General features: G+C 59.7%; 19 protein-coding genes and 4 pseudogenes. 5 read left to right on the top strand and 18 right to left on the bottom strand.

Going from position 1 to position 25,005, the window contains the following annotated elements:
• Nucleotides 1–195: 195 nt before the first annotated feature.
• Nucleotides 196–374 (top strand): annotated as a pseudogene (locus A5906_RS41755) (transposase); the annotation flags it as partial.
• A 587-nt stretch (nucleotides 375–961) separates the two neighbouring features.
• On the opposite strand, the gene A5906_RS27420 reads toward A5906_RS41755, so the two are convergent.
• Nucleotides 962–1,702 (bottom strand): glycoside hydrolase family 12 protein, encoded by a 741-nt coding sequence (locus A5906_RS27420; RefSeq protein WP_080138361.1) that lies wholly within the window; start codon nucleotides 1,700–1,702, stop codon nucleotides 962–964.
• A 311-nt stretch (nucleotides 1,703–2,013) separates the two neighbouring features.
• A complete protein-coding gene (locus A5906_RS27415; RefSeq protein WP_080138360.1) occupies nucleotides 2,014–3,537 on the bottom strand; it encodes a S10 family peptidase in 1,524 nt (507 codons plus the stop codon).
• A 493-nt stretch (nucleotides 3,538–4,030) separates the two neighbouring features.
• Between A5906_RS27415 and A5906_RS45135 the strand changes: the two are divergent.
• A pseudogene (locus tag A5906_RS45135) lies at nucleotides 4,031–4,448 on the top strand (IS5/IS1182 family transposase); the annotation flags it as partial.
• Nucleotides 4,449–4,470: 22 nt separating this feature from the next.
• On the opposite strand, the gene tnpC reads toward A5906_RS45135, so the two are convergent.
• Together tnpC and tnpB are read right to left on the bottom strand one after the other, a co-directional pair.
• Nucleotides 4,471–6,063, bottom strand: coding sequence for an IS66 family transposase (tnpC, locus tag A5906_RS27405; protein WP_080138359.1), 1,593 nt, complete (start codon nucleotides 6,061–6,063; stop codon nucleotides 4,471–4,473).
• Nucleotides 6,064–6,137: 74 nt separating this feature from the next.
• Nucleotides 6,138–6,821 (bottom strand): IS66 family insertion sequence element accessory protein TnpB, encoded by a 684-nt coding sequence (gene tnpB / locus A5906_RS45130; protein WP_245326935.1) that lies wholly within the window; start codon nucleotides 6,819–6,821, stop codon nucleotides 6,138–6,140.
• A 124-nt stretch (nucleotides 6,822–6,945) separates the two neighbouring features.
• Here tnpB and A5906_RS45125 point away from each other — a divergent pair.
• Nucleotides 6,946–7,708, top strand: a pseudogene (locus A5906_RS45125) (transposase family protein); the annotation flags it as partial.
• 47 nt (nucleotides 7,709–7,755) lie between these two features.
• On the opposite strand, the pseudogene A5906_RS41750 reads toward A5906_RS45125, so the two are convergent.
• The 13 genes and pseudogenes from A5906_RS41750 to A5906_RS41745 form a co-directional block, all read right to left on the bottom strand.
• A pseudogene (locus A5906_RS41750) lies at nucleotides 7,756–7,920 on the bottom strand (IS3 family transposase); the annotation flags it as partial.
• 1,028 nt (nucleotides 7,921–8,948) lie between these two features.
• Entirely contained in the window at nucleotides 8,949–9,350 is a 402-nt protein-coding gene (locus A5906_RS27380; RefSeq protein WP_080138357.1) for a hypothetical protein, read from the bottom strand.
• 1,251 nt (nucleotides 9,351–10,601) lie between these two features.
• Entirely contained in the window at nucleotides 10,602–11,639 is a 1,038-nt protein-coding gene (locus tag A5906_RS27375; RefSeq protein ID WP_080138356.1) for an EscU/YscU/HrcU family type III secretion system export apparatus switch protein, read from the bottom strand.
• Entirely contained in the window at nucleotides 11,636–12,457 is an 822-nt protein-coding gene (sctT, locus tag A5906_RS27370; RefSeq protein WP_080138355.1) for a type III secretion system export apparatus subunit SctT, read from the bottom strand. The genes A5906_RS27375 and sctT overlap by 4 nt, the downstream gene beginning before the upstream one ends.
• Nucleotides 12,458–12,467: 10 nt before the next feature.
• Nucleotides 12,468–12,743 carry an EscS/YscS/HrcS family type III secretion system export apparatus protein gene (locus A5906_RS27365; protein ID WP_036014823.1) on the bottom strand — a complete coding sequence of 92 codons (276 nt, stop codon included), beginning with the start codon at nucleotides 12,741–12,743 and terminating at the stop codon, nucleotides 12,468–12,470.
• Nucleotides 12,744–12,745: 2 nt separating this feature from the next.
• Nucleotides 12,746–13,411, bottom strand: a complete 666-nt coding sequence (gene sctR, locus A5906_RS27360) for a type III secretion system export apparatus subunit SctR (protein WP_080138354.1) — start codon at nucleotides 13,409–13,411, stop codon at nucleotides 12,746–12,748.
• Nucleotides 13,404–14,525, bottom strand: a complete 1,122-nt coding sequence (gene sctQ / locus A5906_RS27355) for a type III secretion system cytoplasmic ring protein SctQ (RefSeq protein WP_080138353.1) — start codon at nucleotides 14,523–14,525, stop codon at nucleotides 13,404–13,406. Before sctQ ends, sctR begins: the two co-directional genes overlap by 8 nt.
• Nucleotides 14,522–15,058: a hypothetical protein gene (locus tag A5906_RS27350; RefSeq protein WP_080138352.1), complete on the bottom strand. Its 537-nt coding sequence runs from the start codon at nucleotides 15,056–15,058 to the stop codon at nucleotides 14,522–14,524. The genes sctQ and A5906_RS27350 overlap by 4 nt, the downstream gene beginning before the upstream one ends.
• Complete coding sequence (gene sctN, locus A5906_RS27345; RefSeq protein ID WP_080138351.1) at nucleotides 15,034–16,389, bottom strand: type III secretion system ATPase SctN; 1,356 nt, start codon at nucleotides 16,387–16,389, stop codon at nucleotides 15,034–15,036. The genes A5906_RS27350 and sctN overlap by 25 nt, the downstream gene beginning before the upstream one ends.
• Nucleotides 16,386–17,006, bottom strand: coding sequence for a type III secretion system stator protein SctL (sctL, locus tag A5906_RS27340; RefSeq protein WP_080138350.1), 621 nt, complete (start codon nucleotides 17,004–17,006; stop codon nucleotides 16,386–16,388). Before sctL ends, sctN begins: the two co-directional genes overlap by 4 nt.
• Entirely contained in the window at nucleotides 17,003–17,635 is a 633-nt protein-coding gene (locus A5906_RS27335; protein WP_080138349.1) for a nodulation protein NolU, read from the bottom strand. Before A5906_RS27335 ends, sctL begins: the two co-directional genes overlap by 4 nt.
• Before the next feature lie 11 nt (nucleotides 17,636–17,646).
• The gene (gene sctJ / locus A5906_RS27330) at nucleotides 17,647–18,513 is read right to left on the bottom strand and encodes a type III secretion system inner membrane ring lipoprotein SctJ (protein WP_080138348.1); all 867 of its coding nucleotides are present in this window, start codon (nucleotides 18,511–18,513) and stop codon (nucleotides 17,647–17,649) included.
• Between the two features lie 8 nt (nucleotides 18,514–18,521).
• A complete protein-coding gene (locus A5906_RS41745; protein ID WP_136615515.1) occupies nucleotides 18,522–19,034 on the bottom strand; it encodes a nodulation protein NolB in 513 nt (170 codons plus the stop codon).
• A 173-nt stretch (nucleotides 19,035–19,207) separates the two neighbouring features.
• On the opposite strand from A5906_RS41745, the gene A5906_RS27320 reads away from it, so the two are divergent.
• Both A5906_RS27320 and A5906_RS45120 read left to right on the top strand, forming a co-directional pair.
• On the top strand, nucleotides 19,208–19,900 hold the full coding sequence (locus A5906_RS27320; protein ID WP_245326934.1) for a secretin N-terminal domain-containing protein: 693 nt from the start codon (nucleotides 19,208–19,210) through the stop codon (nucleotides 19,898–19,900).
• Between the two features lie 307 nt (nucleotides 19,901–20,207).
• On the top strand, nucleotides 20,208–21,074 hold the full coding sequence (locus A5906_RS45120; protein ID WP_245326933.1) for a rhamnan synthesis F family protein: 867 nt from the start codon (nucleotides 20,208–20,210) through the stop codon (nucleotides 21,072–21,074).
• Between the two features lie 1,832 nt (nucleotides 21,075–22,906).
• On the opposite strand, the gene A5906_RS27305 is transcribed toward A5906_RS45120, so the two are convergent.
• Nucleotides 22,907–24,355, bottom strand: coding sequence for a DUF1521 domain-containing protein (locus tag A5906_RS27305; protein WP_080138346.1), 1,449 nt, complete (start codon nucleotides 24,353–24,355; stop codon nucleotides 22,907–22,909).
• Nucleotides 24,356–25,005: the final 650 nt, after the last annotated feature.

The raw sequence follows: 25,005 nt of genomic DNA, 5'->3' as shown, positions 1-25,005 counted from the left end.
ATGAGGGGCTCGTCGGCACCTCAAACAGCTGCTCAGGCCGCCCTGAAACCACGCCGGATGCTCTGCTTCCGGAGATCTTATAAGTACGCTTCAACGATGCCGGGCGGTGAGCAAATCCGCACTTTCCAGCGCCACCATGATCTCAAGCAGCTATCAATCAAGTACGCATTCGGCAGCACGGCACTCTACAGAGGCGTCCACTTCATGGGCAATGCGCTGGCGCATGCCGGCAAGAGCGCACGGCGCGTCGTCTCCGCCTTCATCGCCCCGGTGTTCCCCGCGGACGACGCCAAGGACGGCCGGGCCCAATGCGCCGCGTCGCCGACCAGCTCCGCCCCACACTGCAAAAGCTCGCCGACTTCCTCGACGAGGCCCGAGAGATTATTGCCCAAGCCCACGGCATGATCCCGCCCAAGACGGCCGCCGAATTGTTGTCCTGGATCGAGCGTGCTAGCGCCAGTCGTGTTGCCTCATCCGCCCGCGCCTTACGAACGACGAAGCGGCGGTTCGGGCGGCGATCACCTTGCGTTGGCCCAAAGGACAGACCGAGGAGCAGATCACGCGCCTCAAACTCAAAGTACGGCCACGGCAAAATCGATTTGCTCCCAGCGAGACCAATCGGCGCGGAGCGATCGGAGCTGCACCAAAATTGCGTCAGGGCCAATATTGCAGTCAGAATGACAATCGCGATGATCGCCTAATGGAGTTGACCGGAAACAGAATCTCAAGATCGTGCAAACCGATGTCCGGGATTCGCCGGTGAGTGCGGCTCTTCCGATTAAAGAATTCGAAAACCCGCGAATTCAGTTCGGCACGAGGCCTGCGGCGCCAGGGCCGCCCATCATGAAGCGCGGCCGATCTTCGTCGGGCCCCACAACGAGCGCCTGGCGCGGTTTGGTACGACGCGCATCGTACAGCGTGCCCTGGTGCGACGATCACCACATCGTAAGTCCCAAGGTAGTCACTTCGAGATCACAGCCCAATGATTAACGTCGAAGTTTTGTCCGCCTGGGGACGAGGTTATCTCAACGCCGTATTGGACGCTGCCGACGATTATGTCACCGAAATATCCTTTCGACTTTATCCATTCTAGGATACTTTTGATATCCACAGTCTCGCTATTGGTCTTGGATGTGCGCAGGAACGAGATAACCTTGTGTTTGTTCCAGCCTTCAAACACGTTCCAAGTGGCTCCCCCCACACTTACACCTGTGAAAACGGGGATCGCGGAGGTGCCTGAAGAATTATATTTGTAAGAAATGGGCTTAACATCACCGCTTCCGTCGGGATTTCCGGTGTAGTTGGTCCAAAGCATTATCTCATAGGCATTTGAGCTATCCCAGATATCGTAGGCGAAGTTCCAGCGGCCGCTAGTCGGGACGCACTGATTAAAGCTTGAGCTCAGGTTGTTGATCGCGCTCAGCGGTTTCCCAATATTGAAAGCTCCGTGGGGATAGCTCTTGATGCCGGCAGTATCAGGTTGGTTCGACCACACGCTCCATTGGTTGACGGAATGTACAGAGATGGTCTGAGGTCCAGCACCTTGACCATATACGTCGTTGTTCCAGGAATAGCCGTCAAGGGAAAAACTACCGTACTGATCGCTCGAACTCCAGATCGGCGCTTTTGCGGATGCCGGGAATAGCGCAATCATTGTCGTAAAAGGCAGCGCAAGTACGTTCAGCTTCGAAAACGCAGACATTCTAATCTCCACCTGAGATCTGCCGTCCAGCGAACCAATAGCAAAGTGAGGTCATCCGAGAGCGGCGAATGATTTGTATGTTCGCGTGATGGGCCCGCACGTGGCGAGCGGTTGCAGGTCCGCCTCCAGCGCGTCAGCAATCTCTTTGGCAACGGTCGTCCACGTAGAGCGAAAAGGACTTCAAGTGTTTTTCCTCGAACCTAACCTGTCGCACCCTTTGCGATCGCAAGAGCTGCTCTCCGGCTCGCATCGAAACCAGGATTTCAGTTGGCCTAGCACTGAGTTCGCCTTCGACTTGATGAAACACACGCCTACTTCATCATTGCTTCGACCTCTGCTCGAAAGGCCTGGCGCGAGGCGTCGCGTGAATAGAACATGTGGCCGCCCGAATAGGCCACGAGTTTGACGCGATGCACCGCCGAGGCAAAGGGTGGCAATTGATCGAGCGCCATCTTCGAGCCGAAATAGGGGGTGACGAGATCGAATAGGCCATGTCCGACCAGCACGTTCATCTTCGGGTCCGTCGCAAGGATCTGGCGCAGCTCTGAAAGCGATTCCGGGGGGCGGCCGTTGCCGAAATTCCAGGCCGGACCGACGGCGCGGTTCAGCAGTTCATAGGAGCCGTCCGGCCGCCAGTTAAGCTTGCGCGTCAGGACATCCACGGCGGCACTCGCCAGCGGCCCCGCCAGCGCATCCCCCGAGGGATCGCCAAAGCGGTGGCCATCTGAGTCCGGATAAGGATCGAGGCCGCGCGCGGAGGCGTCATAACCGCCAGTCACTTTGCCGCTCTTGCGATCAAACTCGCGGCGGAATTCACTGACCTGAAAGCGCCCTGCCAGCCGTCGGCTTACCGCTTGGTCGATACCAGTTAGGGCGGCGACCTTGTCGGCGAGTCTGTTGGTCGCCTCCCTGTCTGCCTGCCCCTTGACGAGGTCTGCCAAGAATTCGCCACGCGCGTAAGCTTCGACATCTGTGAGGTCGGCGCGTGTGACGGCTCCCCTGCCTTCGCCCTTGGCTTCGCGTGCCACCGCGACATAGCTTGGCAGCGTGGCGACATATTGCAGAAGGCTCGTGCCTGCGACGCGGTAGTCGAACAGTGGCGAGACCAGGATCAGACCCTTCACGCCAACGCCCTGCTGAATGTGCAGATTGCGCACCACCTTGGGCCCGCGAATGCCGCCATAGCTTTCCCCCGCGATATATTTCGGCGAGGAGAGCCGCTCGTGCTTTTCGAGCCAGCGACGCATCACAAGCGCGATCGAACTGGCATCGCCATCGACCGAATAGAACCGCTTGCGCACATCCTCGCCGGTCGCCACGAAACGGCTATAGCCAGTGCTGACGGGATCGATGAACACGAGGTCGGTAAAATCGAGCCAGGTCTCGGCGTTGGGCCTGACCTCCGGCGAGGCCGAAGGCGTGACGGTCTCCGCATCGATCGGCAGCCGCCAGGGCCCGGCACAGCCGAACTGCAGCCAAGCCGAGGATGAGCCTGGGCCGCCATTGAAGAGAAACGTCACCGCACGCGTGGCGCGATCTGTGCCCTCGAGCTGATAGGAGGTGTAGGCGATGTCGGCCTGCGGCTCGCCCTTGTCGTCCAAAACGCGGATCGAACCAGCAGTCGCGGTGAAACGAAGTGTCCGGCCGGGCAGCTCCAGCGTGTGCTTGGTGGTAGAATCCGGCGGCAGGCGATGCTGATCGGCGGTCGCTCGGGAACTCGGCGGGGAGCCGAGGCCTGGCGGCGTATCATCAGCCCCGGCGCTGCCTATCACGGCGCCGGCAAATAGGGCTATCGCAAGCGAGGTGCGGCGTAGCGCGGTCAAATCGAACAGCATTGAGTTTGTCCCGGTCCGGCCGCACGTTGCTCTTCACTCAAGAAGGAGCTGATCAGGCCCGGGCCGCGCTGCCAAATGCGGAAGTTGACGTTGCGGGGCAATCCGAACTCGCACGGTTGATTCTCGCCTTCTGTTGCACGATAGGTGTTTTCACAGCGGCGCTACTCACTTAGCTGAAAATCGGAAACAACAGACCTACTAAAGCTGGTAGTCTCTATCATTGGGCGAAGCGTCGGCGGCTTGCCAGCGCATCCGCAGGTCGTGGCTTCAGTTTTCAAATTTGCGCGTCAAGTCGAACCCCGGTACGGCGGCCGGGCCCCTCACCGTGCATTAACCGCGATGGATCAGTCTGCGGATCAGCGTATTGCTGTTTGTGCTCCGGACCAAGTTGATGGCCGATAGCATCCGCTTTGTTGCAGAGCCTTCCAGAATTGGCGATCTTCCTGTTGTTCCTGCGTCCAGCATCCAACGTCACCGCTGAGAACGGCCAGCTGGGATCGCGACCCGGTTTGTGATCCGGCTGCTGCTTAGGCAGATTTGCGGTCTATCCCTTGAGGGGGTGTGTGCGAGCCTGGCCGAACGCCCCGTATTTCCAATACTTCAGGCGTAGAGTTCTTTCAGCCCGCCTTCCCGCACGAGCGCTCGGAACCGAGCCCAATGGCGCAAGCGACTTGGCGACAAGCTGAAGCTGTTGCGGGCCGAGAGCCTGCTGCTGGCGCAAGGCCAGCCCGTTCTGCAAGGCGGACCTCAAGCGGGTCACCGTCGACACCACCGTGCAGCCGAAAGCCATCACCTTCCCAACCGATGCCAAGCTGCTGCGCACAGCTACCAAGGGGCTCAACCGCCTGGCGATCAAACGCGGGCTCAAGCTGCGGCAGTCCTATCTTCGCATAGCCAAGACGGCGACGATGAGTAAGCGGCAAGCTGCGGCCGTCACACGGCGTGGTTCCACGGCATGAGCGCGTCGATTTCGCTGCTCGGCCAGCCGTTGGCGATACGTTGAAGTGTTAGGGCGAGCCAAGCGAACGGATCGACGTTGTTCATTTTCGCCGTCTGCAGCAGTGTTGCGATGGTCGCCCAGGTTCGTCCGCCGCCATCGCTGCCCGCGAAGAGGCTATTTTTTCTTGTGATTGTCTGTGGCCTGATGGCGCGCTCGACGATGTTGGAGTCGAGCTCAATGCGGCCGTCAGTGAGGAAGCGTTCGAAGAGGGAGCGGCGCGAGACGGCATAGCGGATTGCCTCGGCCAGTTTTGACTTGCCGGAGATCCGCCGCAAGGTGTGCTGCCAGAGATCGAAGAGATCTGCGACGACCGCAGCGGAGGCTTGCTGGCGCGCTGCAACGCGTGCGTCGGGGCTTTGGCCGCGCACGGTCTTCTCAACCTGCCAGAGCTTTGCCATCCGTTCGACCGTCGTCGTTGCCACTTTCGAGCTTCCTGCAACATGCAGCTCATAGAACTTGCGCCTGCTGTGTGACCAGCAGCCGGCCAAGGTGATGCCATCATTGCCGCGATCGGGTCGCGCCAACTTGTTATAGGCGGCGTATCCATCAACCTGCAGGATGCCGCGATAAACATTGAGATGCCGGGCCGCACATTCGCCGGAGCGGCTGTCTTCGAAGCGATACGCCACCATCGGCGGGCCGCTGCCGCCAAAGGTTCGATCATCTCGGGCATAGGCCCATAAGTAGGCCGTCTTCGTCGATCCGGAACCGGGAGCGAGCGTCGGCAAGGTGGTCTCGTCGGCAAAGACCCGTTCGGCCTTCTTGACCTCGCTGAAGATGTAGTCGGCCACGATCTCCAGCTCGAAGCCGAGCTTGCCCATCCATTGCGCCATCAGCTGGCGGTCAAGTTCGACCTGGTCGCGGGCATAGATGGCTTCCTGCCGGTAGAGCGGTTGGCCATCGGCGTACTTGGACACGGCGATCTGGGCCAGAAGGGCTTCGGTCGGAATGCCACCCTCGATGATGTGGGCTGGGGCCGGCGCCTGGATCACGCCGTCCTCGTTCTTGAAGGCATACTTGGGACGGCGCGTGACGATGACGCGGAACTTCGCCGGCTCCACATCCAGACGCTCCGACACGTCCTCGCCGATCAGCACCTTCTGCTTGCCGGCATGCTCAGCCAACGCTTCCGGCTCGATGACAACCTCGATCCGTTCCAGATGGGACGCAAAGCCCTTGCGCCGACGAGGTGCGCGTTTGCCATCCGCACGCTCGCGGCCCTTATTGACCTGTGCCCTGATCGCAGCGATGCCGGTCTCGATCTGCTCGAAGGCAAAGGCTTGCTGTTCGTCATCGATGCTCGCAGGGCCGAGCTTCTCCGATCGTCGGCCGAACCGGACGCGGTCAAAGGCCTTCAGGATCTGCGTCAGCCGCGCGATGCGCGCGTCGGCATCGGCGTTGCGGGCCTTGAGATCGTCGACCTCGCTCTCCAGAGCATCGACGCGGGCCGCCTTCTCAGCCATGGCAAGCACCATGGCCTTCAGCGTCTCTACATCATTCGGGAGGTCGAAATTGGGCGGCGTCATTGACCCGACCAGAGCACATTTTGCTCCGGTTCTCTCGCCCTTTCAGCCGGTTGATTCACTTCGCCGCAGCGCTTTTACCCAACAATCTCCGGCGGCCTAACCGGCACAGCCCGGACCCGCTTCCAGTCCATCCCATCCACCAGTGCCATCAACTGCGCGGAGGTGAGCTGCACCCGATGATGCCCGATCCGCCGCCAGCAAAACGTCGCCTTTTCAAGGCGTTTCAAATAGAGGCACACGCCGGAGCCATCCCACCACACGATCTTAATCCGGTCGGCTCTTTTGGCCCGGAACACATGAAGCGCCCCATCGAACGGATCCGAGCCGGCATCGCGCACAAGCGCAACAAGACCATCAATGCCCTTGCGGAAGTCCACGGGATGGCTGGCGAGGAACACCTTCACACCAGAGGGGATCATGCCGATCGGACCGATCACCCGCTGCAAGTGTGCCTCGTCGACATCGACGCTGGCGCGCACGACCACCCCGCCAATGGCAATCTCGATCACTGCGTCTGACATGCACGCCACCGCGGCTTCGCGACTGGAAGGCCCCGAGCGGTAGGTTCGTTCGGCCCGAGCATCGCGACGCCAGGCGAAGAGCTGCGAGGGGTGAATGCCGATCCGATGGGCGATCCCCGATACACTCGCGCCGGGCTCCAGCGCCTCTGCCACGACTTGTGCCTTGAACTCGTCCGACCAGCGTCGGCGAAGTTGTCGCGGCGCCCCCTCAAGACGCTCGGCGACCGCTTCGATCATATGGAAGGTTCTAGTTTCAGAACTAGGCGCAGACATAGAAGCTCACATCGGCTCGCAGACTCCGCAGCCGATAGCCGATCGCTCATCCAGTCCGCCGGATGGGGTCTCTTTGCCGCTTACGACGATGATGGCTTCCCGCTATGCTCATGCGAAGCAATTCAAGCGCATCAGCGGCAGTTGGGCATCCTGCGCAGCCGGCTGCGCAGAATGATCCGCGATATCCCCGTTAGATCGAAGGTCAGTCTTCGCTCGAGAACGCGTTCGTCCTCTCGCTAGCGGGTCACCCAGATGCGGTCCCAGCAGCAGCCCAGCGCGGCTGGAAGCTGTATTCCTTCCACGCCCCGGGAGGTGGAGTGCATCGGAAAAAGGCAAGGCCCGCTCACCTTACCATTCGGTGTCAAAGCCTCCTTCGTCACCAACAATCCCGTGCTCCCGCTGGTCTGTTCGTGCTGCATGCCAGGACGCTGCCTGATAAGCCGTATGACGGTCACACCCTGTGGGACGTCATCGCGCGCCGAGACGTTGACCGGCCCCGCGATCGCGCGCGGCCGTGTCGACAACGAGATACCGCGGCCATGAGGCGCAGAACCCGCATCGCGTCTTCATCTTTGGCCAAGAGCGCGGGGTCCTCGGCATCATCAAGCGCGAGCTGCGCCGCCGCTCCGCCATCGAACCCATTATCGGACACATGAGGGCCGACAGTCACCTCGGCCGCTGCGACCTCAAAGGCCACCCCGACGATGCCGTAGGTCATCCTCTCCGCCGTCGTTCATAAGTTCCGCCCCATCCACACCTGGCTGAGGGCTCTTTGGCGTCTCTTGCTGACCACCATTCATCGCTGCCCCAACGACCAATCACCACTGAATCGGTTCTTAATGGGCGATTGATTATAGTGTTCGACGAACTGACTTTCGAGATTATCGGGTAGGTCTTAGTTATTGAGCAGGATGCGGTTCTTCAGCGTCTCATGCCGCCGCTCGATCTTTCCCTGGGCCTGAGGATGTACGGAGCGCCGCGCACGTGCTGCATGCCCCTGGTCGAGCCACTCGGCCAGATCGTCCGCCGCGTAACTCGAACCATTGTCGCTGAGCAGCCTTGGCCCGGTGCGATGCTCTCGCGCTGCTTCGCCGAGCGACCACAGCGCGTTCTGCAGACCCTCGGCCAGGGCGACGAAGCTCTCGCCCCAGGACTGGTAGTCACCTCAGGTGGCTTAGCGGTCAGCTTCGGACGCAGGCAGCGCGGGCGCGACTTGCCGCCTTGGCTGACTTCAATCGGAAGCCTGTTCAGGTTCTGCGGAGAAAAATCTCATCTTCCGAGCCTGGCGGACCGATACTGGCTGTGTAGTTCACGTCCCGGAGAGTGAGGCTTTTCTTTGGCTCAGACACGGATGGCAGAAGGTTGTGCAAACGCATTCCCAACTTGAGCTCTTCCGGCGCCCACTGGTCTCCGTGCTGCCAGCCCGCAGGCACATAAAGAGACAAACTTGGCAGCGGCTGGTTGCGCCGCAATTGCGGCCCATGAGGCCAAGCTGTTAAATTGAAGCCGTCCATGTCCACCCCTGAACGCTCAAAACCACTAAAGCTGACACAGACGGAAGGTCAGCGACAGGAAGCAGCGCGGGCGCGGCCTGGCGCCTACCGACCCGGGGGGCTGGATAAAGGGACTATGCCTGCCGCACCCGCACTGCCGTTGAGTTTAGCGGAAAGCGTGACTCGGCGCTTACCGTTCTGGATAGATAGCGCTGTCCCTGCCACGTCCCGCTAACCACAACGGCTCTGTATCCGGCCTCGCTTACTGAAAGCTGACGAGACGCGGCAATTATCCAACGAAAAGCGGCCTGTGTGGACCGGTTGCCGTCGAGAGTGAGAACGACCTTCCGGCGACAGGCCCTCGCGCGACGCGACTACGCATTTCATTCATCAAGTTCGTGTCAAGCTCCCTTCGACAAAGAGAGTTATCTACGGCAATACGAACCGTAGATAACTCGCGGCATTCCGAGTTCAGAGCAATCGTACGAATACCTGGCGGGTCAGCCGAAGCCAATGCAGCGCTCCACACCGTCGTCCGTGGGCGACATATGCCCTCGGCTCAGGAGAAAGTAGCTGCGATCGGGGTCTTATTACAGGCTCAGTGAATCGCTTGCCTTCCCGCAGGTGATGGCTGTGGCTTGAGATAATCCAATATCTTCGAGCCCGCGCTGAACGACCTCGACCAGAATTTATCCAGGAGGTCCAGGTGACAACTCAAGAGCTCGGCCGGAGTTTTGGAGTCCGCAACATTCTTCAGAAAGGTGGCCTGGTCGTGCACAATGGAAGCAGTCAAACCTAGTTCGTCTTTCAGTGCCCTAGCGAACAGGTTGCTTGTCGCTTCGATCGAGCTCTGCCATTCCCGAAACGTAAATGGAATCCGCGCTGCAGCTGTCGTGAATTTTCCAGCGCCATCGGCGGAAGCGGCCGATGCCAGAGCCGGTTCAGGCCCCACATGTGGCCGCCGCTCGTGTTTCTCGTTTTCGCTTGCATTCGCGGGCATTCGACATCTCCTACCCTGAAGGGCTTCTAACGCACAGACTTGTTCGCTGCTCATTACGATCGTCGCCTAGAAGGTACCATAATTGCCATCATGCAACACCTACCTCATAGGGTGGGGTCGCACCAAAGGAGGAAGTGAACGCGGTGCGCAAGAGCGCATCGGCCTGTAAAGCGCGCGCCCGTGTGCTGTCGGGTTGCTCACTCGCGCTCACCAAGAGGCTGAGAACTGCGTGATCGAATGCAGGATACTACCCGCTGCGCGTAGTTGGCTGGCGGCGTCAAAGTCGCTGAGCGCAGTAAATGGAGGAGCACTCAACACTCAATAATTATTGAGATTGGCCAAGCCCCTGAGACAGGCGATCGCCTCCACCGTCGACGGCTTCACCCGCAGCCTGCACGGCCTGCTGACGGGCCCGCCCCTCTGAGCTAACGAGCGCTCCTGGAGCGCTACGTGAAAGCCAGTTTGGATCGCGGTGGATGCCGTCGATAGTTGGAAGCAGACACGGCCGGCTCCGTAAATGATCTAATCAGAAACCCTCTCGGCGGCTCGCGCAACCAGGCGACCGTAACCGCCGCGGCACCGCAATACCTGATCACCTAGACGTTCTTGCCCGATCGCATGCGAACTGGATGCTTCGGTACGAGCGATCTAACTATCGGCGGAAAGCCGCGAGGTTCGGCGCGAAACTTGTCGGTGTCAGCTAGCGGGTTGGGTTAGATGACGCAGTAGAAATTGCAGGCCCCTGCGCGGGAAGACCCGATTGATGGTCAACGGCGGCAATACCTTGCGTCCCGAGTTAAGCTAGACGCTCTCCTTTTTCCCTCGCGCGCAGGCTTGCAGCTCTCGAACGCGCGCGGCTCAATGCGGCGCTCGCCCTACACTTGAGAGGTATAAACGCAATGATGGTATCAAGCTTTAGCGCGCTGCTCGAGATAGGCGACCATCGAAAAACAGGGCCTCGCTGAGAGCGTGCGCCAGATGGAAGCCGTCCTAATTGACGATCAGAACTACCGGCTCGTCATCCGAGTGGCAGCGCCTCTCTAGCCAGGCGGTACAAGTAGACGTCCGTGCAGGACGCTGAAGCTCACAAAATCGGCAAACAACTGTTGCGCTTGGCGCCGGGGGGTGATCCGGTACTCCGGTCGGCGAGGCGCGGTCCAGCAGTTAACGGGCCGTCCCATCGGACCCTGGCGTACGAACCGAGCGTCCTTCAGGCGCAAGTTGCGGATCGTAGCGTCGGGACGGGACGATCTAGACCAGCCCAGCCGCATAAAGCGCTTTTGCGACCGACTCGAAGTATTGCGAGGGGATCGGGTTGCCGAGCTTTGCTTTGCCGAGCAGCTGACGTGCCAGGACATCGTCATCCACAATGGTGAGGTGCAGCGCGCGCGCCTCACCAAGTAGCTGTGAGGCAGCTTCGCCCTCGCCACGGCAGACCAAGACCGGTACGCCGGTCTCGCCGCGAACATAGCGCAGCCCAATCAACGATGCCGATCCCCGCAATATCAACGTGGACCGATTGATGCCGAGCGGAGCCTCGTTGGCCGACTCCTGCCGCAGACGCCGGTGCTCACGCTTCACCTGCGGATTGCCTTGCTGTTCCTTGTTCTCCCGCTTAGCCTCCGTTTCCGTCATGCGCATGTCCTGCATAAATAACCAGCGCTGGATTAGAAGGTCAGCCAATCCGCCGACCAGAAAAGCTCCAGCGGCAATCCCCGTCAGCAGTCTAACCTCGGTGAAGACGAAGCCAAAACAGCCCATGCCGCAGACTGGCAGGTACACCAGCGCTTTCCAGCTCGCGGTCACGGCAAGAAAGAAGGTCGCACCAACCAAAATCGCTTTAGCTAGCGTCTTGCCGAGCTCGATGGCCGAACGTTTCGAGGCGATGCGTTTCAAGCCTTTGACAGGATCCAGTTTCTCAAGCTTCGGCTTGAGCGGCTCCGAAGCAAACATAAAGCCGCCATTGGCCAGGACATTGGCCAGAAGAGCTGCTGTCACGGCAGCGGCGAGCAACGGAGCAACCGTGGAAATCGAAAGTTCTAGCAAGCCGCTGAGCGCTTGTGGCACCGCGCTTGTGAACGGCTGCCCCTGCAGTTTATCGACCAGTCGGACCGTCTCTTGCCACTTGTCCTCGATCGCACCCGCTCGCCACCACAGGCAGCCGAAACCGGCACAGGCGCTGACGCCGCTCACCAGATCGGAGCTGCGCGCGCTCTGCCCCTTCTTGCGCGCATCGCGCAGCTTCTTGGGCGTCGGAGGAAGCTTTTTCTCCTCACTCGTAGAGCTCATTTCAACAGCTTCTTCAGATACTCGAGCATGTTGTTCGAGGTCAGGATTTCAGCTCCGGCGTATTGTAGCAGATAGACGGTGTAGCTGACCATGATGACCCCGAATGCAACATTCTTGATCATCGGGGAGAGATCGTTCATCTTGAGCTGAGATGCAAAGCGGCCGAGCATCATGACCGAGATGTCGACCAGCAGCAGCAGGGCCAGCACCGGCCCGGCGACTAACAAGGTCGTCATCATGATACGATCCAGAAGGGCCAGACATTCCATTGCCCCTTGCGCTGTCACGGCAGGCAGAAACTGATAGACAGGCCACACTAGGTAGCTGCCATAGAGGCCGCTCACCATGGTCTGCAACCCGCCGACCAGAACGAAGATCGTAACCGCCGTAACACCGAGAAAAAGCCCAGTTCCGGACGCTTGGCTGTGGGTCGCGGGATCCTCCCCCGCCACTTGGCTTGAAATTCCTCGTTGGGTATCGATGATATCTCCGACTGCCTGTACGCTCCATAATGGAATACTGAGCAGAATGCCGAGCATAAGACCGACGAACACCTCCTTTAGGCCAAGCATGGTAACGCTGACCAGGCGCGTGTTCGGGTCCAGGGCCTGCAGACCGAGCTTGATCTGACCGAGGCACGGCAGGCCGATCGCAATCGTCAGGCCTCCCCGAACCAGGCCGCTGATACGCGGCCGGGTGAAGACGGGAAGCACCAGCATAATGCCGAGGGCGCGGGCCGCACTCAGACCGGTTGCGGCGACAAATTCGATCATGCCCTGAACCAGAGCTTGCGCTTCTGCGGGTGACAGGCCGGCCATCCAAGCTCTGTTAGTATCTTGCTGTGAGTGCTGGGAACTCGCTGAAGATGTGCTCGGCCTGGTCGATCAGTGGAGCGCTGAGCACGGGAGAAAACCCGGCGAGCACGGCGACGACGACCAAAAGCTTTACCGTCAGCGGCAGGGTTTGGTCCTGGAGCTGAGTTGCCGCCTGGATGAGGCCAATGATCAAGCCGGAGATCAGAGCTGCGAGCAGCGGCGGCAGAACCCAGATCATGAAGAGCACGAGCGATTGACTGAGGTGCGTAAGGATGCTGGCTTCGTTCATGGTTAACCTCCTGGCGTCGTGTAGCTTAGTACCAGCCCGTGCATGAGACGCGACCAGCCGTCGATAGTGACGAACAAAAAGAGCTTGAAGGGGACAGATATCACCGTGGGAGATACCATCGACATGCCCATGGCCATCAAAATCGTCGTGACAATCAGATCGATCGTGATGAATGGAAGGTAGAGAAGAAAGCCAATTTCGAACCCACGCTTGAGTTCAGAAATCAAAAACGACGGCACAAGAATTGCGAAATCATCTGCCGTTACGCTGCCGCGCATCTCCTCCGACCAGACATGTTCGGTGGACGACAGGAAGAAGCGGCGCTGCTCTTCGTTGGTGAATTTCTTCAGATGAGCACGCAGCGGCTCCTGCCCCTCCTTGGCGGCCGTCACCCAGTCATCGAAGCTTTGGTAGCGAAGTTGCGGATCGGTAAGGCGGTTATAGGTCTGCTCGAAGACCGGAGCGCTGATGAAAACGGTCAGGATTAGTGCCGCTCCGTAAAGGACGATGTTCGGCGGTATCGATTGAGTCCCCAGCGCATTGCGCACAAGGAAGAGAACAACCGAGACCTTGATAAAGGCGGTAGTTGTGACGACAGCGAAGGCCAGGAGGCCAAGGCCGACCGTAATCGCAAGAAGCGCAAGAATGCTGGGTTGGATCTCAGTCATTAAGCGCCAACCTGCCGCGTAACCTGACGGCCAGCTCCTCGCCGATCCGCACGATGTCGCCGCGGCCGATACGTTGGCCGTTGGCAAGGATATCGACCGGGCCATCAAGAGGACGGCCAAGGTCGAACACGTGGCCTTCGTTGATGGTTCGCAGGGTTCCCAACGGTACCGGCCAGCGGCCACATTCGAAGACGAGTGTGATCTCGATGCTGTCGATATCCGCCTCGGTCGGGGGCTGCTGTTGAGCCTGGCTTTGGGGCATCACATCTTCACTTTTTAGGGGGTGGGATTGCAAGCGGAATGGTCCTCGCAGCATCAGCCTATCGCCGGCAATCTCTGCAGGGGCCCACAATCTGTCTGCAGCGAGAATGATCTGGCCTCGCGCGAGTGGAATTGCGTCCGGGAGCAGCGCGTCGCCTTGCTCTGCTTGGCGAAGAACGCCGATCGCGACGCGGAGCGAACCGATATGGCCTGCAACGGTGACCGGGAGTTTGGAAAGCAGCTTGGCCGTCTGTCGCGGTAATCGGCCGAGAAGCTCGCCGAGAACGGCGAAAGCCGGCGGAACGGAACCGTCGAGTGGCGAGAATAGAAGGAGCCGAGCCTTGCTCGCGAGCTCACCATAGGCGACGTCAAATTCAAGATAAGGCTTCGTACTCCGCGCTTCCTCGGTGCGGACAAGCTGCAGATTCCGCTGCGTCATTCTTTCCAGCGGAGCAAGCAAGGGTTCAAGCGCAAGTTCCAGGACCAGCGAACGCGTCGGCTCAGAAGGTAAGGTAAGCCCATCCTGCACGGCCCCAACCAGCGCTTCCGCAACCTTACCGGGCAAGGACAGGATCAAGGCTTCACCATCTACTTCGAAGACGCAGTCAAGCATCGATGTCGTAGCCGGCTCCGCCTGCCAGACGATTCGGCTTACACGCACCGAGAGCGGCTTCTCGCCGAGGACGCCTTGCAGAGGCGCACGCAACGCTGCGATCTCGTTAAGCCACGAGGCGACGGCGTGCGAGAGGATCAGCGTCGGCATGAAGGCTGCGGGCTCAGCCAGCCGATATGACGCCGGTGCGGCTTCCGCGTCGCAGGTCGCTAGCTGGCGCGGAAGAGGATCTGCCATCATGTTGGCTCACCTGCCGTCTGCCCTGATGGGCCTCGTCGGTAGCGGAGCAAGACTTCATCTTCGGCTTCGATTTCGGCGGCGGCTTCGAAATGAGCATTCGTGATGCGCCGAACGTCGTGGTCGATCTCACGCCATTTCTGGCTCGCCGCCGAACGCTTGGTCCAAACGGCCTGTGCCTCAAGAACCGCAGCCTCAGCTTGCTCTTGAACAACACGGGCCTTGTCAAGAGCGCGCTGCGCCGCTGTGATCTCGTCTGTGAGCCGCCCGATGATGAGATGATAGCGTCGCAGCAGTTCGCAGACAGATATCGCATCGGCCGCTACCATCTCGCGATAGAGCTCCGCCTCGATATTTGCGCGGCGCTCTTCGGCGTGTGCAAGATGCTGGCAAGCTTCTCGGACAGCTTCAATCGCGAGGTGGCGCTTGGCCTCGCTGTTAGACAATTCACGAATGGCGCTTCGCTCTCGCATGTCTTTGACGAGCCGCAGCTTTGAGGCGTGAACAGGACTCAGGCGGTCAGACGCGATATCCATGCGATCGTCTCCTCGAAGCTGCACCCCTCGCCCTGCCCCTGTCGCAAAAAGGCGCGCAGCTGCTCGATCGAGGCGATCGCGCGATCGGTCAGCGGATCAGAGCCTTGCTTGTATTCACCGACCTTGATCAAGAACTCGGCCTCAGCGTAGCGTGAGAGCAGATCGCGGAAGAAGGATGCCGCCTTGCGATGGGGCACAGACACGATCGCATCCATGACGCGACTGCGGCTCGACAGCACATCGATAGCCGGAAAATGCTCTCGAGAGGCCAGCGCGCGGGAGAGAATAATGTGGCCATCAAGGATGCCGCGTGATTCTTCCGCTATTGGATCACCCGTGCCGTCACCTTCGACGAGCACCGTATAGAAGGCCGTAATGGAGCCATGCTCACCCATGCCGGCGCGCTCCAACAAGCCGGGCAACAGAGCAAAAACGGAGGGCGGAAATCCCCGCCGGGTCGGCGGCTCTCCTGCGGCTAGGCCGATTTCACGCATGGCGCGGCTAAAGCGCGTCAGAGAATCCATCATCAGAACGACGCGAAGGCCCTGATCACGAAAATATTCGGCCAGCGCTGTCGCCATGTGGGCGCATTGGGCCCGCTCCATTGCCGATCGATCGGAGGTCTCCACCACAACAACGGAACGGTGAAGGGCTTCTCCAAGATGACGTTCGATGAATTCACGCACCTCTCGACCGCGCTCGCCGATGAGCGCAACGATGGTGACGTCGGCCGCCGCGCCTCTTACGATTTGCGACATCAGCGTCGACTTGCCGCAACCGGCATCACCATAGATTCCGATCCGCTGACCTTCTCCACATGTCAGGAGACCATCCAGGACACGGACGCCGAGCGGGAACGGCTGTTCAATCCCGCGCCGTTTCATCGGATTGGGCGCCCTGCCGCGCAGCGGTCTGGCCTCGCCAGCTTTTATCGGGCCCTTGCCATCGAGCGGTCGGCCAAAACTGTCGATGACGCGGCCGAGCAAATCGGGGCCGACAGCCACCTCCTGCATTCGCCCGGTCGTAACCACCTCCGCGCGATTGGACAGCCCCACCATGTCCCCGATGGGCGTGAGTAACACCCCGTCGGGCAAAAGACCGATCACCTCGGCCTCGAGCGACCATCCGCTGCGAGGATCCTGCAATAAGCACAGTTCGCCGACCCTGGCCTCCGGTAAGACGGCGTGCAGCAGCGTGCCCACCGCCCGCGTGATCCGGCCGCGGACGGCCCGTGTATCGATGTGCTTGGCGGAAGCTCTCAAGGACGAGAGTGCGGCTTTTACAGTTCCTTCTGCGGCCGCGGCATCATGGGTCGGTCGTTGCACGGTCACGATTCAGCTTCCTCTGACAAGCCAAACCCGAGACGCAGCGCGCGCAGCTGCGCGGCAAGTCCGAGATCGACATTGCCAAACTCGCTCCACAAGACACATTGGTCCGCGCTCAGCGCCGGATCCGCCTCAATCCTGACCTTCGGCCGGCCCTCGAGTCCATCATAGTCCTTGAACTCACTGGCTAGCAGGTCGGCTTTCAGTGGGGATACGTGAAGGCAAACTTCCGTGTTCTTATACCTTTGCTCGATGGCATGACGAACGCTTTGGACCAGCATCTCGCCCGGATCAAACGCGCCAAGCAGATCGCGAACGATCTCAAAGACAAGTTGCGGCAATTCCCGCTCTAGAAGCGCCTTGCGCTGGGCCAGTTCACAAGTCGCCTGCGCAATCAGCCGCGCCATTTCCTCTGCGCCAGCCTTTGCACCCTCGGCGCGCCCCCGCGCCCGTTCCCGCTCATAAGCCTGGCGAGCCCACCCGCGAACCCGCTGCAGATGCCGCTCGGCAGCGGCCCGCGCCCGTACGGCATCCTGCCAGATCTCAAGCTGCACAGCTGGGATCAGCGGTCCAAGAGGCCGAATCTGCGGGGCCGCCGGCGGTGGTGGGGCATCGGCCGTCATGCTCCGGCAGCCTCTGTACGCAAATGAGCCATCACGAGCGAAAGCAGCTGGCCTGCTGCGCTACGGTGTTCAGCAGTTGGACTCTCGGCGGCCGTCCCAACTGGCAAGCGTAGAAGCACGCAGATACGGGCAAGCGATGACGTCTCTTCGAGCCAGGCGCCGAGACAAGCATGCCCGTCATATTCGATCTGTCGGGACAATTGCTCCGGGTCGACGATTGGGGTCGTTGCGACGGCACTGGATAAATTCCGGACTGCGAAAGCATGCGGTTCGGGACCGATCAACTCCACCAATTTCGGCAGATCGTGCCTGGAAACCAGCTTGAGGATCGAGCGTGCATGCCAGGTGCTGCCCGCGAGCAGCGCAGCTCGCCGCGGATCATGCCCCAGGAGAGCATCTTCGTTCCAGTCGGCACAGCTCACCTCCACGTTGCTGCCCAGGAGCAATTCGGCCAGCCTTGGCTGCAGCCTGGCACTCTGCTGTAGCCTTGCCAACGTGGAAGGCGAAAGTAGCGGGTCAAGAAGCCCAGCAAAACGACCGGGATCGACCGAGGCAGCAAGCTCGCGCAGCCGATCGGGTACGAGCGTGAACGAACGATTGGATTTTGTGGATGACATCGATGCCGACATGAGCGTCCAGACTACGTCGCATCAGCAATCATCTTTTTGTCCGCCGCTTGCTCAGCAGACACACGCGAGCCCCTACCGAACATGCTCAGCTTACTCGGTGATTGTCCAAAATGACGCAAGCGCGGCCCCAAGAATACGCAAGCGACAATGCCGAATACTGCTCCGGCGCCTCCCATAGCAAGCGCAAGTAACGGCACTGAACCGGCTCTGGCTGACTGAGTCGTAGGGACTACCGGCGCGGCAGACTGCTCGAGTGGAGCGCGCTCGACCGGCACGAAGACGACGGCGACCTTGTCGTAGGACAGCCCTTCAATGCTGTTTGCGACGAGCATCTTGATCTGCGGCAACAGTGCCGAGAGCTTAGCGCTGGAGCCATGGCGAATGAAAACCGAGGCTGAGGAAGGGGTCGCATCTTGCCGCAACAAGTCGTTCTTCGGCAGAACGACATGGACGCGCGCTGAAAGCACGCCATCTATATCGCTGATCGTGCGCGACAATTCTTCGCTCAGAGCATAAACGTAGCGTGCCCGTTCCTCGATCGGCGAGGCAACGAGGCCCGACCCTTTGAACACCTCGCCAAGATTTTTGAAGGATTGGCGCGGCAACCCCTCAACGTTGAGCAGGTCAATCGAATAAGCGAGCTGCTTTTCCTCGACCTGGATCGTGCTGGTTCCGTCCTTGGCGACAACACGGACAGCATCAACACCCTTGCCAAGAAGAAGGGCGAGCATCTCATTGGCCTCGCGCTCCTGAATTTTGGTGTAGAGATCAGCCTTACAGCCGATCAGCGAGACGAGAAAGGGCAGAGCAAGACACATGCGAAGCTGCCGCCACGATAGACGGCCGCCCCAGCTACCCCTTTTCATATCGCCAGTCATCAGCTTGCTCAGCCGGCCGATAGCAGCTTGTTTAGCGACGAGCTGACGGCGCTGGTTCCTTTGGAGACGAGGGAAACCTGAATAACGTCCCTGTATACATCTCGCAGATTCGTCATCATCGATTCAAAATCGGCTCCAACCGGTTTAACAGTTGCATGTGCACCGACGTTATCCGCCTGCAAAAGCAGCTGCGCAGCGGGTCCAGACTGCAAACCTGTCACGGGAGCCGGCGCACTCGCCGGAGGAAAGGCGCGGCCCTGGTGGATACTGGAAAGCGTTTGAAGGATTCGGTCACCGGGCGGACTTGCCAGCACATTCGTGCGCTGGACCTCCAATATCGGCGGAGCCGCTGTGGGCCGATTCGCGAGCGGGAAAGCAGACCCTTGATTGGAAGCTACTTGCGCCAGGGACTGCTCGAAGCGCGCCTGCTCGCCAGCAGCTGCCGGCGAGCAGGTAGCGGAAAGACAGTCGGCTGAATTGGGATGGATCGGCGCTGCGCCTAACAACATGGAATGAGTCATTGTGCTCGCGGGATGAGACCTGGGCGTTTAACCGATGAATCGATCAAGTTCATAGGCCGGCGAGCTGACGAAAACCTGACGGAGATCGGGCTGACTGCGTCATCTAAAGATCACGTTTGGCTTCCAGGCTGGGACGAAACTCCAACTTCATGATGAGCGGAAGGCGTCCGGGAATGCTCGCGCGATCCACGATGGTACATATCTTAGAAAGAATTCTTTGTGCCGGCGTTTTGATCTGTATCGGAATAATGCGCTCGTCTGCTGCATCCCTTTCACTGCCGTCCGCTCCTTATAGCTACACCGTTCTCGATCAGGATCTTTCTGCGGCGCTGCAGGAGTTCGGAAACAATCTCAATATCAGGGTCAATGTCAGCGCCGACGTCAGGGGCCGGATTCGCGGACGAATGCCGGACCTGCCGCCACGAGAATTCCTTGACCGTTTGACTGCCCTGTACAATCTTCAGTGGTATTACGACGGGCTCGTCCTTTACATCTCAGCCGCCCACGAGGCGCAAAGCCGGCTCATTGTGTTGAACCCGATCAGCTTCGATGCGCTCAAGTCCGCGCTCGACGCGCTCAACATCTCGGATGAGCGCTATATCGTGAAACCGGCTCCCGGAGAGGGCCTCATCCTTGCTTCTGGCCCACCGCGATTTGTTGCGCTGGTGGACCAGACCCTTAAGGGCCTTATGGCGGAAGCGCAGGCCCGGCGCAGTCCCGTTGCCGTCGAGAGGTCACACGAGTCGATTTTGATGCTGTTTCGCGGCTCCTCGAGCACGGTCTTCCGGAACGGGCGGCCGGAAGGTTCTCCCGAAACGCCGCACCATGAGGGAGTTTTGCGCGAAGCCGGTCCAGGCCAGAAGTGATGGTCGAAGAGGCAAGACCGCTCCGAGCGAAGTCGGTCCGTCCGGCGCCTGCCTATATTCATCCGATCGTCAGCTTTTTGAAAGCTAAGGTCCCCAGCATGAGCCTGCGAGGTCTTGGCGGCTGCTTTGCTTGTGACAGCCCCGATAGATGGATCAGAGACCGGGTGCTCGAGGGAAATTGGGTTGCGCTGCCTTTGCACGCAGCGCGAGGCATTAAAGATCAATGTGGGCCTCCGCACGCGTCCTTCCGAGCTAGCTGAGGCTTAGCATAGCTTGATGCGCGTCATCATTTGGAAGGAGAAACAGGGTGGATTTCAATACAGTCGCCCCGGCGAATACGAGCCCGGAGTCCGACACAGCACGCACAGCGACAGATGCAACCGAGTTCGAGCGGCAGCTCAGCGGCATAGAGGCTCGCGCTTTGGCCCAGGGCGTTGTCCATCCCGTGCTGCAGGGCGAGGCTTATTCACCCTATCTGGACGCGGGCCATCCCTACTCGCCATACTTCGATACTGGACACCTCTATCGGCCTCACCCAGATTTAGCGCATCCCCATTCGTCAGGTTGGGGTCGGCTGGATGATCTATATGCCCCGCCTGCGGCCGTCGAGGCGCCAGAGCCGGAAAAAGGCCCGCCGCATCTCTCGCCCCAGACCATTGCTCAGGCCATCGACGACCATCCCGGCTTCGATCAAGATCTGATATGGCAGAATCTAGATGTCGGCCCGACGGATGCCGAGCCGCTGCACGGTGAGCCACAAGCGGGGACATCGCGTGCGGGACCATCCCGCACCGCCCCTTTTCAGGGTGCGCCGTCGCACGCTGGCCCCTCCCACGCCCCACCATTGCAGGCGGGGCCGCCCCAAGGTGCGTCTTCCGCAGCTCCGCCAGAACTTTCCGAGTTCCGTATGTGGGACGGACATCTCGCGAAGGACTACTGGGTGTTTACTGGTCAAACAGCCACAAGCGCTCAGATCGACATGCTGGAGCGCAGCGGAGTGAAGCCGAGCAAGGACCACCCGACGGCAATTTTCACCATTCTTGGGGTCCCTCATATTGCCGAATGGAGGGGGGAGGACTTCATTCGTCTCACACCCTCGCTAGAGCCGACCCTTTGGCCTGAAGAGGGAGAGCAAGAGCAGCCTGTAGACACGGAAGACCCGCCCACCCGCTAACGGCGGCAGCCAGCAATTGCAAGGCGATCTCCGCGGGGCCGACACCGACCTTACCGATGGCAAAACACCTGGCGAGTGGCGCGGCGACGTTCTCCTTTCCGGGCCACTACAAAAGTGCCAGGCGCCCTCGTGCGAGGGCACTGGTCGAGTCAAAGACCGCGCGAGCCGGATGCATGACATAGTCCTTCTTATGGCCCGGTGAGAACACAAGGGCCAGCATTGCAATTTGGCTGCGAAAGCAAGTCTGGCGCCCAGCCCGGCGAGTCACGCGGCGATCTAGACGGACCGCGAGAAGATTATGTCGTCGAGATGAAGGTAAACGCGTTCCGGACCAGGATAGTCAGGGTATGACGCTCCCCTGAGCACCTTCAATGCCGAAGTGCTTGCTCTGCCGCTCCCCTCATTCCTTCGAACGATTGATCATTCGCAACACGAGGACTCTAGCATCTGGTGGCAATAGCCTGACTGATAGCAGCGCTCAGAGAGGTACGCCCGCGGGCCATCTAAAGCATGAATATCTTCAATGATAGCTCTAGACGGATTGAGCCGCGAAAACCTCTGTTCGCCACCCCAATGTCTCTCATCTCAGCATTCCACTCGATGACCTGCCTCAGAAGTCGGGCAAGGTGCACCTCCCTCGTTCGCGTCATTTTTTCTAGAATCGTGAGACAGGGGCCAGCTCCCTATCCCAGAGTAGCGGAACACAGATGCCATCCGATCCACTGGCTCTCAGGCCCGCCTGGAGCCGGACCAATGCGTGCCGATGTTCGGCAGACACGCAGCGGCCGGATCATTCAAACCAGCACAGTCCTTTGCGCATCACAATTCCAAGACGCGAGGTCACCTGAGATCACTGAGCGCAGGACTCACGAGATCAATACAGCCTCACCATTCGTCAGCTTCTTGCAAGCTGTCCCTGCTAGCAGGACAGGAATAGGTCATTCGCGGCACCGCCGCTAGCTGGGTTTTACGACATGGACACAGGCGCAGCCGATACCGCAGCAACGGCGCCAGAAGCTGGCACAAACACCGATAACGCCCCGAACGGCGGCGACAATTCACCCGCAGCATTGTTGCAGCGAGCCTTCGAAAAGGCTCTGGTTGCCGTCGCCACCCAAGTCATAAGCGATTCTCAGTCAGATATGGATGACGCTATGAGCGAGCTAGACGATGGGTAAAGGCCCGGATTATCAGACGCGCACAGGGAAGGGTCTGACGGAAGGCAAGCCGAACCGAGAACGATCGGGCGAAGAAGGTCGACTTGGCACATAACAGCCGCTAGATGCGGCTTAGGCGATCCTCCAGGTCGCCGGTGCGGCCGGTCCGCAAATCCGATCGCGCTGGGAACTTTGGGAAGACGCCGCAGCAACTTGCGCATGCGGCCGCGCCCACATTATTCGATGAGGGCTCGTCAGGAGCGCTCTTTAGTCAGGACAATAGACGTTTCAAGCGAACCAATGATCAATTGCGTCAGCTGGCTATCCTCGATTGGTATCGTGCACCAGAGAGATCCTTTGAGATTTTCCGTAACATCGGCGAACCTTGGCGCTCGCCGCGCCCATACCTGCGCGACTCCTGGATCCCTGACACAAGAATCGAAACAAATGTTGCGGGTACCTGATCCCGAGGTCACGGCGCGTTTGTCGACACGATTGGCGCCAACTCAGACCGCCCCGATCCCGCGATGAGAGCGGCGACCCTGGATCGATACGCCGCCGCACCTCATATCTTCATCTTCCTCGCCGACACGAAAAGCGGGCGCTAGCGCCCGCTTCAGTGACTTATCCGAAAGCTAGGAACGCCTCCCAATACTAACCAGGCGCGCGGCCGACTCAAGCATCCGACGATGTGCCGGGATTCTCATTGCTGTCGATGATCTCCTGGTTCACCTGGCGTCCAGACCGATCAACCCAGCCCGAGCCTGGTTGTTCATAAATCGTCTGGGCTCCATCCGAAGTCAGCTGATCAAGCGTACGGCCCGCATTCGACTGCGTCACCTTAAGATTGTTCTTACCGTCGAAGCGGTCTCCAAGCCCTTCGACGACCATAGCATTGTCGCCGTTGGTAATGGTCAGCTTCGAGGCCATCGTTTTGCCATTGCCGATATCGACGGTGTCGACAGTAATTTTAGTGCCGTCGTCGAGCTGGAAAGTCATGTTCTTCTTGAAGTCAAAATCGATCTTGCCGTCACCGTCGGCGTCGACGTGGGGATCGCCATGAATCGCCGTGACCTTGCCTGTTTGATTGTTACGAATGAGCACCGTTCCGTCATTTTCGTCGACCAACATCGAATACTTATCACCAAGCTTGATCTCGGCCCTGCCGTCTCTGACCTCATGCGACCACACCGGCGCCGGCTGAGAGGACTGCGTGGGCACCTGGGCGGCTGCAACCGGCACCATCGCAAGAGGCGGCGGAGGAGGAGGAACGAAGAAGACGGGGGCCGTAGAGGCAGGCGCTGTGCTTGCATACTGACCTGGCCCGCGCCCTTGTTCGCCTGCATCGATACTCGCCTGATTCACCGCGCGTCCGGCGCCATCGACCCAGCCTTGGCCACTCTCATGGATCGTTTGGGCACCATCGGACGTCAACTCGTCAAGGGTCATCCCAGCATTGGACTGCGTCACCCTCAGATTGTTTTCGCCATCCTTGTCGTCGCCGAGCCCCTCGACAACCATCGCGTTGTGGCCGTTCGTAATGGTAAGCTTTGACGAGATGGCCTCACCATTACCGTAGTCGACATTATTGACAGTAATCTTCGTGCCATCGTCGAGCTGAAACGTCATATCCTTCTTGAAATCGAAGTCATCCTTGCCGTCTCCATCAGCATCAACGTGGGGGTCGCCATGAATTACCGTGACATGACCGGTCTGGTTGTTGCGAACCGTCCAGGTGCCATCCTTCTCATCGGCCGTAATCGTATACTTGTCTCCAAGGTTGATCGTGGCCTTGCCATCCTTGACCTCATGCGTCCACACCGGATCCACAGCAGACTCCGAATTCTGACTCAGCTGGCTCATCAGCATGGTGGGAGGCGGAGGCGCCATCATGTACGCCTGGGTCGTCACGACGGCTGGCGCCACGACGAGCGGAACGACACTCGCAACGCCCGGACTGACGACGGCCGATGAGGCTACCGGCAGATACTGGTAGCTTGCCGGAGCATACTGCCCCAACAAGGCGTTGAAGGCGGGAGTGACAACCGCCCCTTCTGGCACCACTCCGTTCATCGAGTCGGGCGCGCCCACCACTGGGAGACCGGCCACGGGAAGATACGGCATTTAGTTTACTCCTGTTGCATAGACGAAATCTGCAAAAGCGTGAGCGTTACGCGCATAGCAGGCACCTCGCTTTCAGATCTGCATGAGAACGCACCATTAGCTCATCCGAACGAACGACTACTTTTCTTGCCAGAGCCGGCAGCCCAATTTAGATCCTTCCTCTCGCCCCACCACCGTAACTGCACGAGCACATCACGCGCATTTAACTCACAGAGACGGTAGCTCGAACACCTGTCGAAAAGCTGACGACGATGAGCGAGCTAAGTCGCACTCACGTTCACGTCGATCGGATGCCCGAAACGCATCCCTCGCTGAACTAATCGCAAGCTTCAATGCCTCTTTTGGCAAGACTCGCCTGGTCCCAGAGGCGTCCCTATGTCTTCATGACAAGTGACGCGACGTCTGCCGGTTATCAGCCAATCATCCCGCCTCACCGAGCAATCAGCGCTCCCGCCGGTCGGGCACACATCTGCGGGGAGCGATCGATAGCTTGAACACTCGCGTCGAACAGCCCCCCAACATTAAGACCCGCGAACCAGACTTTTCGCAAGCAGCCATGTTAGCAAACGAGCCAAGGGCCGGCTGAGACCCGCACAACTTGATGCCTTATCCCGCTTCCGCACTCTACGCTGCAGGCCACGCGCCTGCGC

It is taken from the genome of Bradyrhizobium sacchari, assembly GCF_002068095.1.
Classification (GTDB): domain Bacteria; phylum Pseudomonadota; class Alphaproteobacteria; order Rhizobiales; family Xanthobacteraceae; genus Bradyrhizobium; species Bradyrhizobium sacchari.
Note: the sequence above shows the minus strand (reverse complement) of the source record. Positions and strands in the feature narration are given on the sequence as shown.

Excerpts from the sequence above, each read along its gene's own strand:
- A5906_RS27420 (WP_080138361.1), bottom strand. The coding sequence starts at position 1,702 with ATGTCTGCGTTTTCGAAGCTGAACGTACTTGCGCTGCCTTTTACGACA.
- A5906_RS27415 (WP_080138360.1), bottom strand. The coding sequence starts at position 3,537 with ATGCTGTTCGATTTGACCGCGCTACGCCGCACCTCGCTTGCGATAGCC.
- tnpC (WP_080138359.1), bottom strand. The coding sequence starts at position 6,063 with ATGACGCCGCCCAATTTCGACCTCCCGAATGATGTAGAGACGCTGAAG.
- tnpB (WP_245326935.1), bottom strand. The coding sequence starts at position 6,821 with ATGATCGAAGCGGTCGCCGAGCGTCTTGAGGGGGCGCCGCGACAACTT.
- A5906_RS27380 (WP_080138357.1), bottom strand. The coding sequence starts at position 9,350 with ATGCCCGCGAATGCAAGCGAAAACGAGAAACACGAGCGGCGGCCACAT.
- A5906_RS27375 (WP_080138356.1), bottom strand. The coding sequence starts at position 11,639 with ATGAGCTCTACGAGTGAGGAGAAAAAGCTTCCTCCGACGCCCAAGAAG.
- sctT (WP_080138355.1), bottom strand. The coding sequence starts at position 12,457 with ATGGCCGGCCTGTCACCCGCAGAAGCGCAAGCTCTGGTTCAGGGCATG.
- A5906_RS27365 (WP_036014823.1), bottom strand. The coding sequence starts at position 12,743 with ATGAACGAAGCCAGCATCCTTACGCACCTCAGTCAATCGCTCGTGCTC.
- sctR (WP_080138354.1), bottom strand. The coding sequence starts at position 13,411 with ATGACTGAGATCCAACCCAGCATTCTTGCGCTTCTTGCGATTACGGTC.
- sctQ (WP_080138353.1), bottom strand. The coding sequence starts at position 14,525 with ATGATGGCAGATCCTCTTCCGCGCCAGCTAGCGACCTGCGACGCGGAA.
- A5906_RS27350 (WP_080138352.1), bottom strand. The coding sequence starts at position 15,058 with ATGGATATCGCGTCTGACCGCCTGAGTCCTGTTCACGCCTCAAAGCTG.
- sctL (WP_080138350.1), bottom strand. The coding sequence starts at position 17,006 with ATGACGGCCGATGCCCCACCACCGCCGGCGGCCCCGCAGATTCGGCCT.
- A5906_RS27335 (WP_080138349.1), bottom strand. The coding sequence starts at position 17,635 with ATGTCGGCATCGATGTCATCCACAAAATCCAATCGTTCGTTCACGCTC.
- sctJ (WP_080138348.1), bottom strand. The coding sequence starts at position 18,513 with ATGACTGGCGATATGAAAAGGGGTAGCTGGGGCGGCCGTCTATCGTGG.
- A5906_RS41745 (WP_136615515.1), bottom strand. The coding sequence starts at position 19,034 with ATGACTCATTCCATGTTGTTAGGCGCAGCGCCGATCCATCCCAATTCA.
- A5906_RS27320 (WP_245326934.1), top strand. The coding sequence starts at position 19,208 with ATGCTCGCGCGATCCACGATGGTACATATCTTAGAAAGAATTCTTTGT.
- A5906_RS27305 (WP_080138346.1), bottom strand. The coding sequence starts at position 24,355 with ATGCCGTATCTTCCCGTGGCCGGTCTCCCAGTGGTGGGCGCGCCCGAC.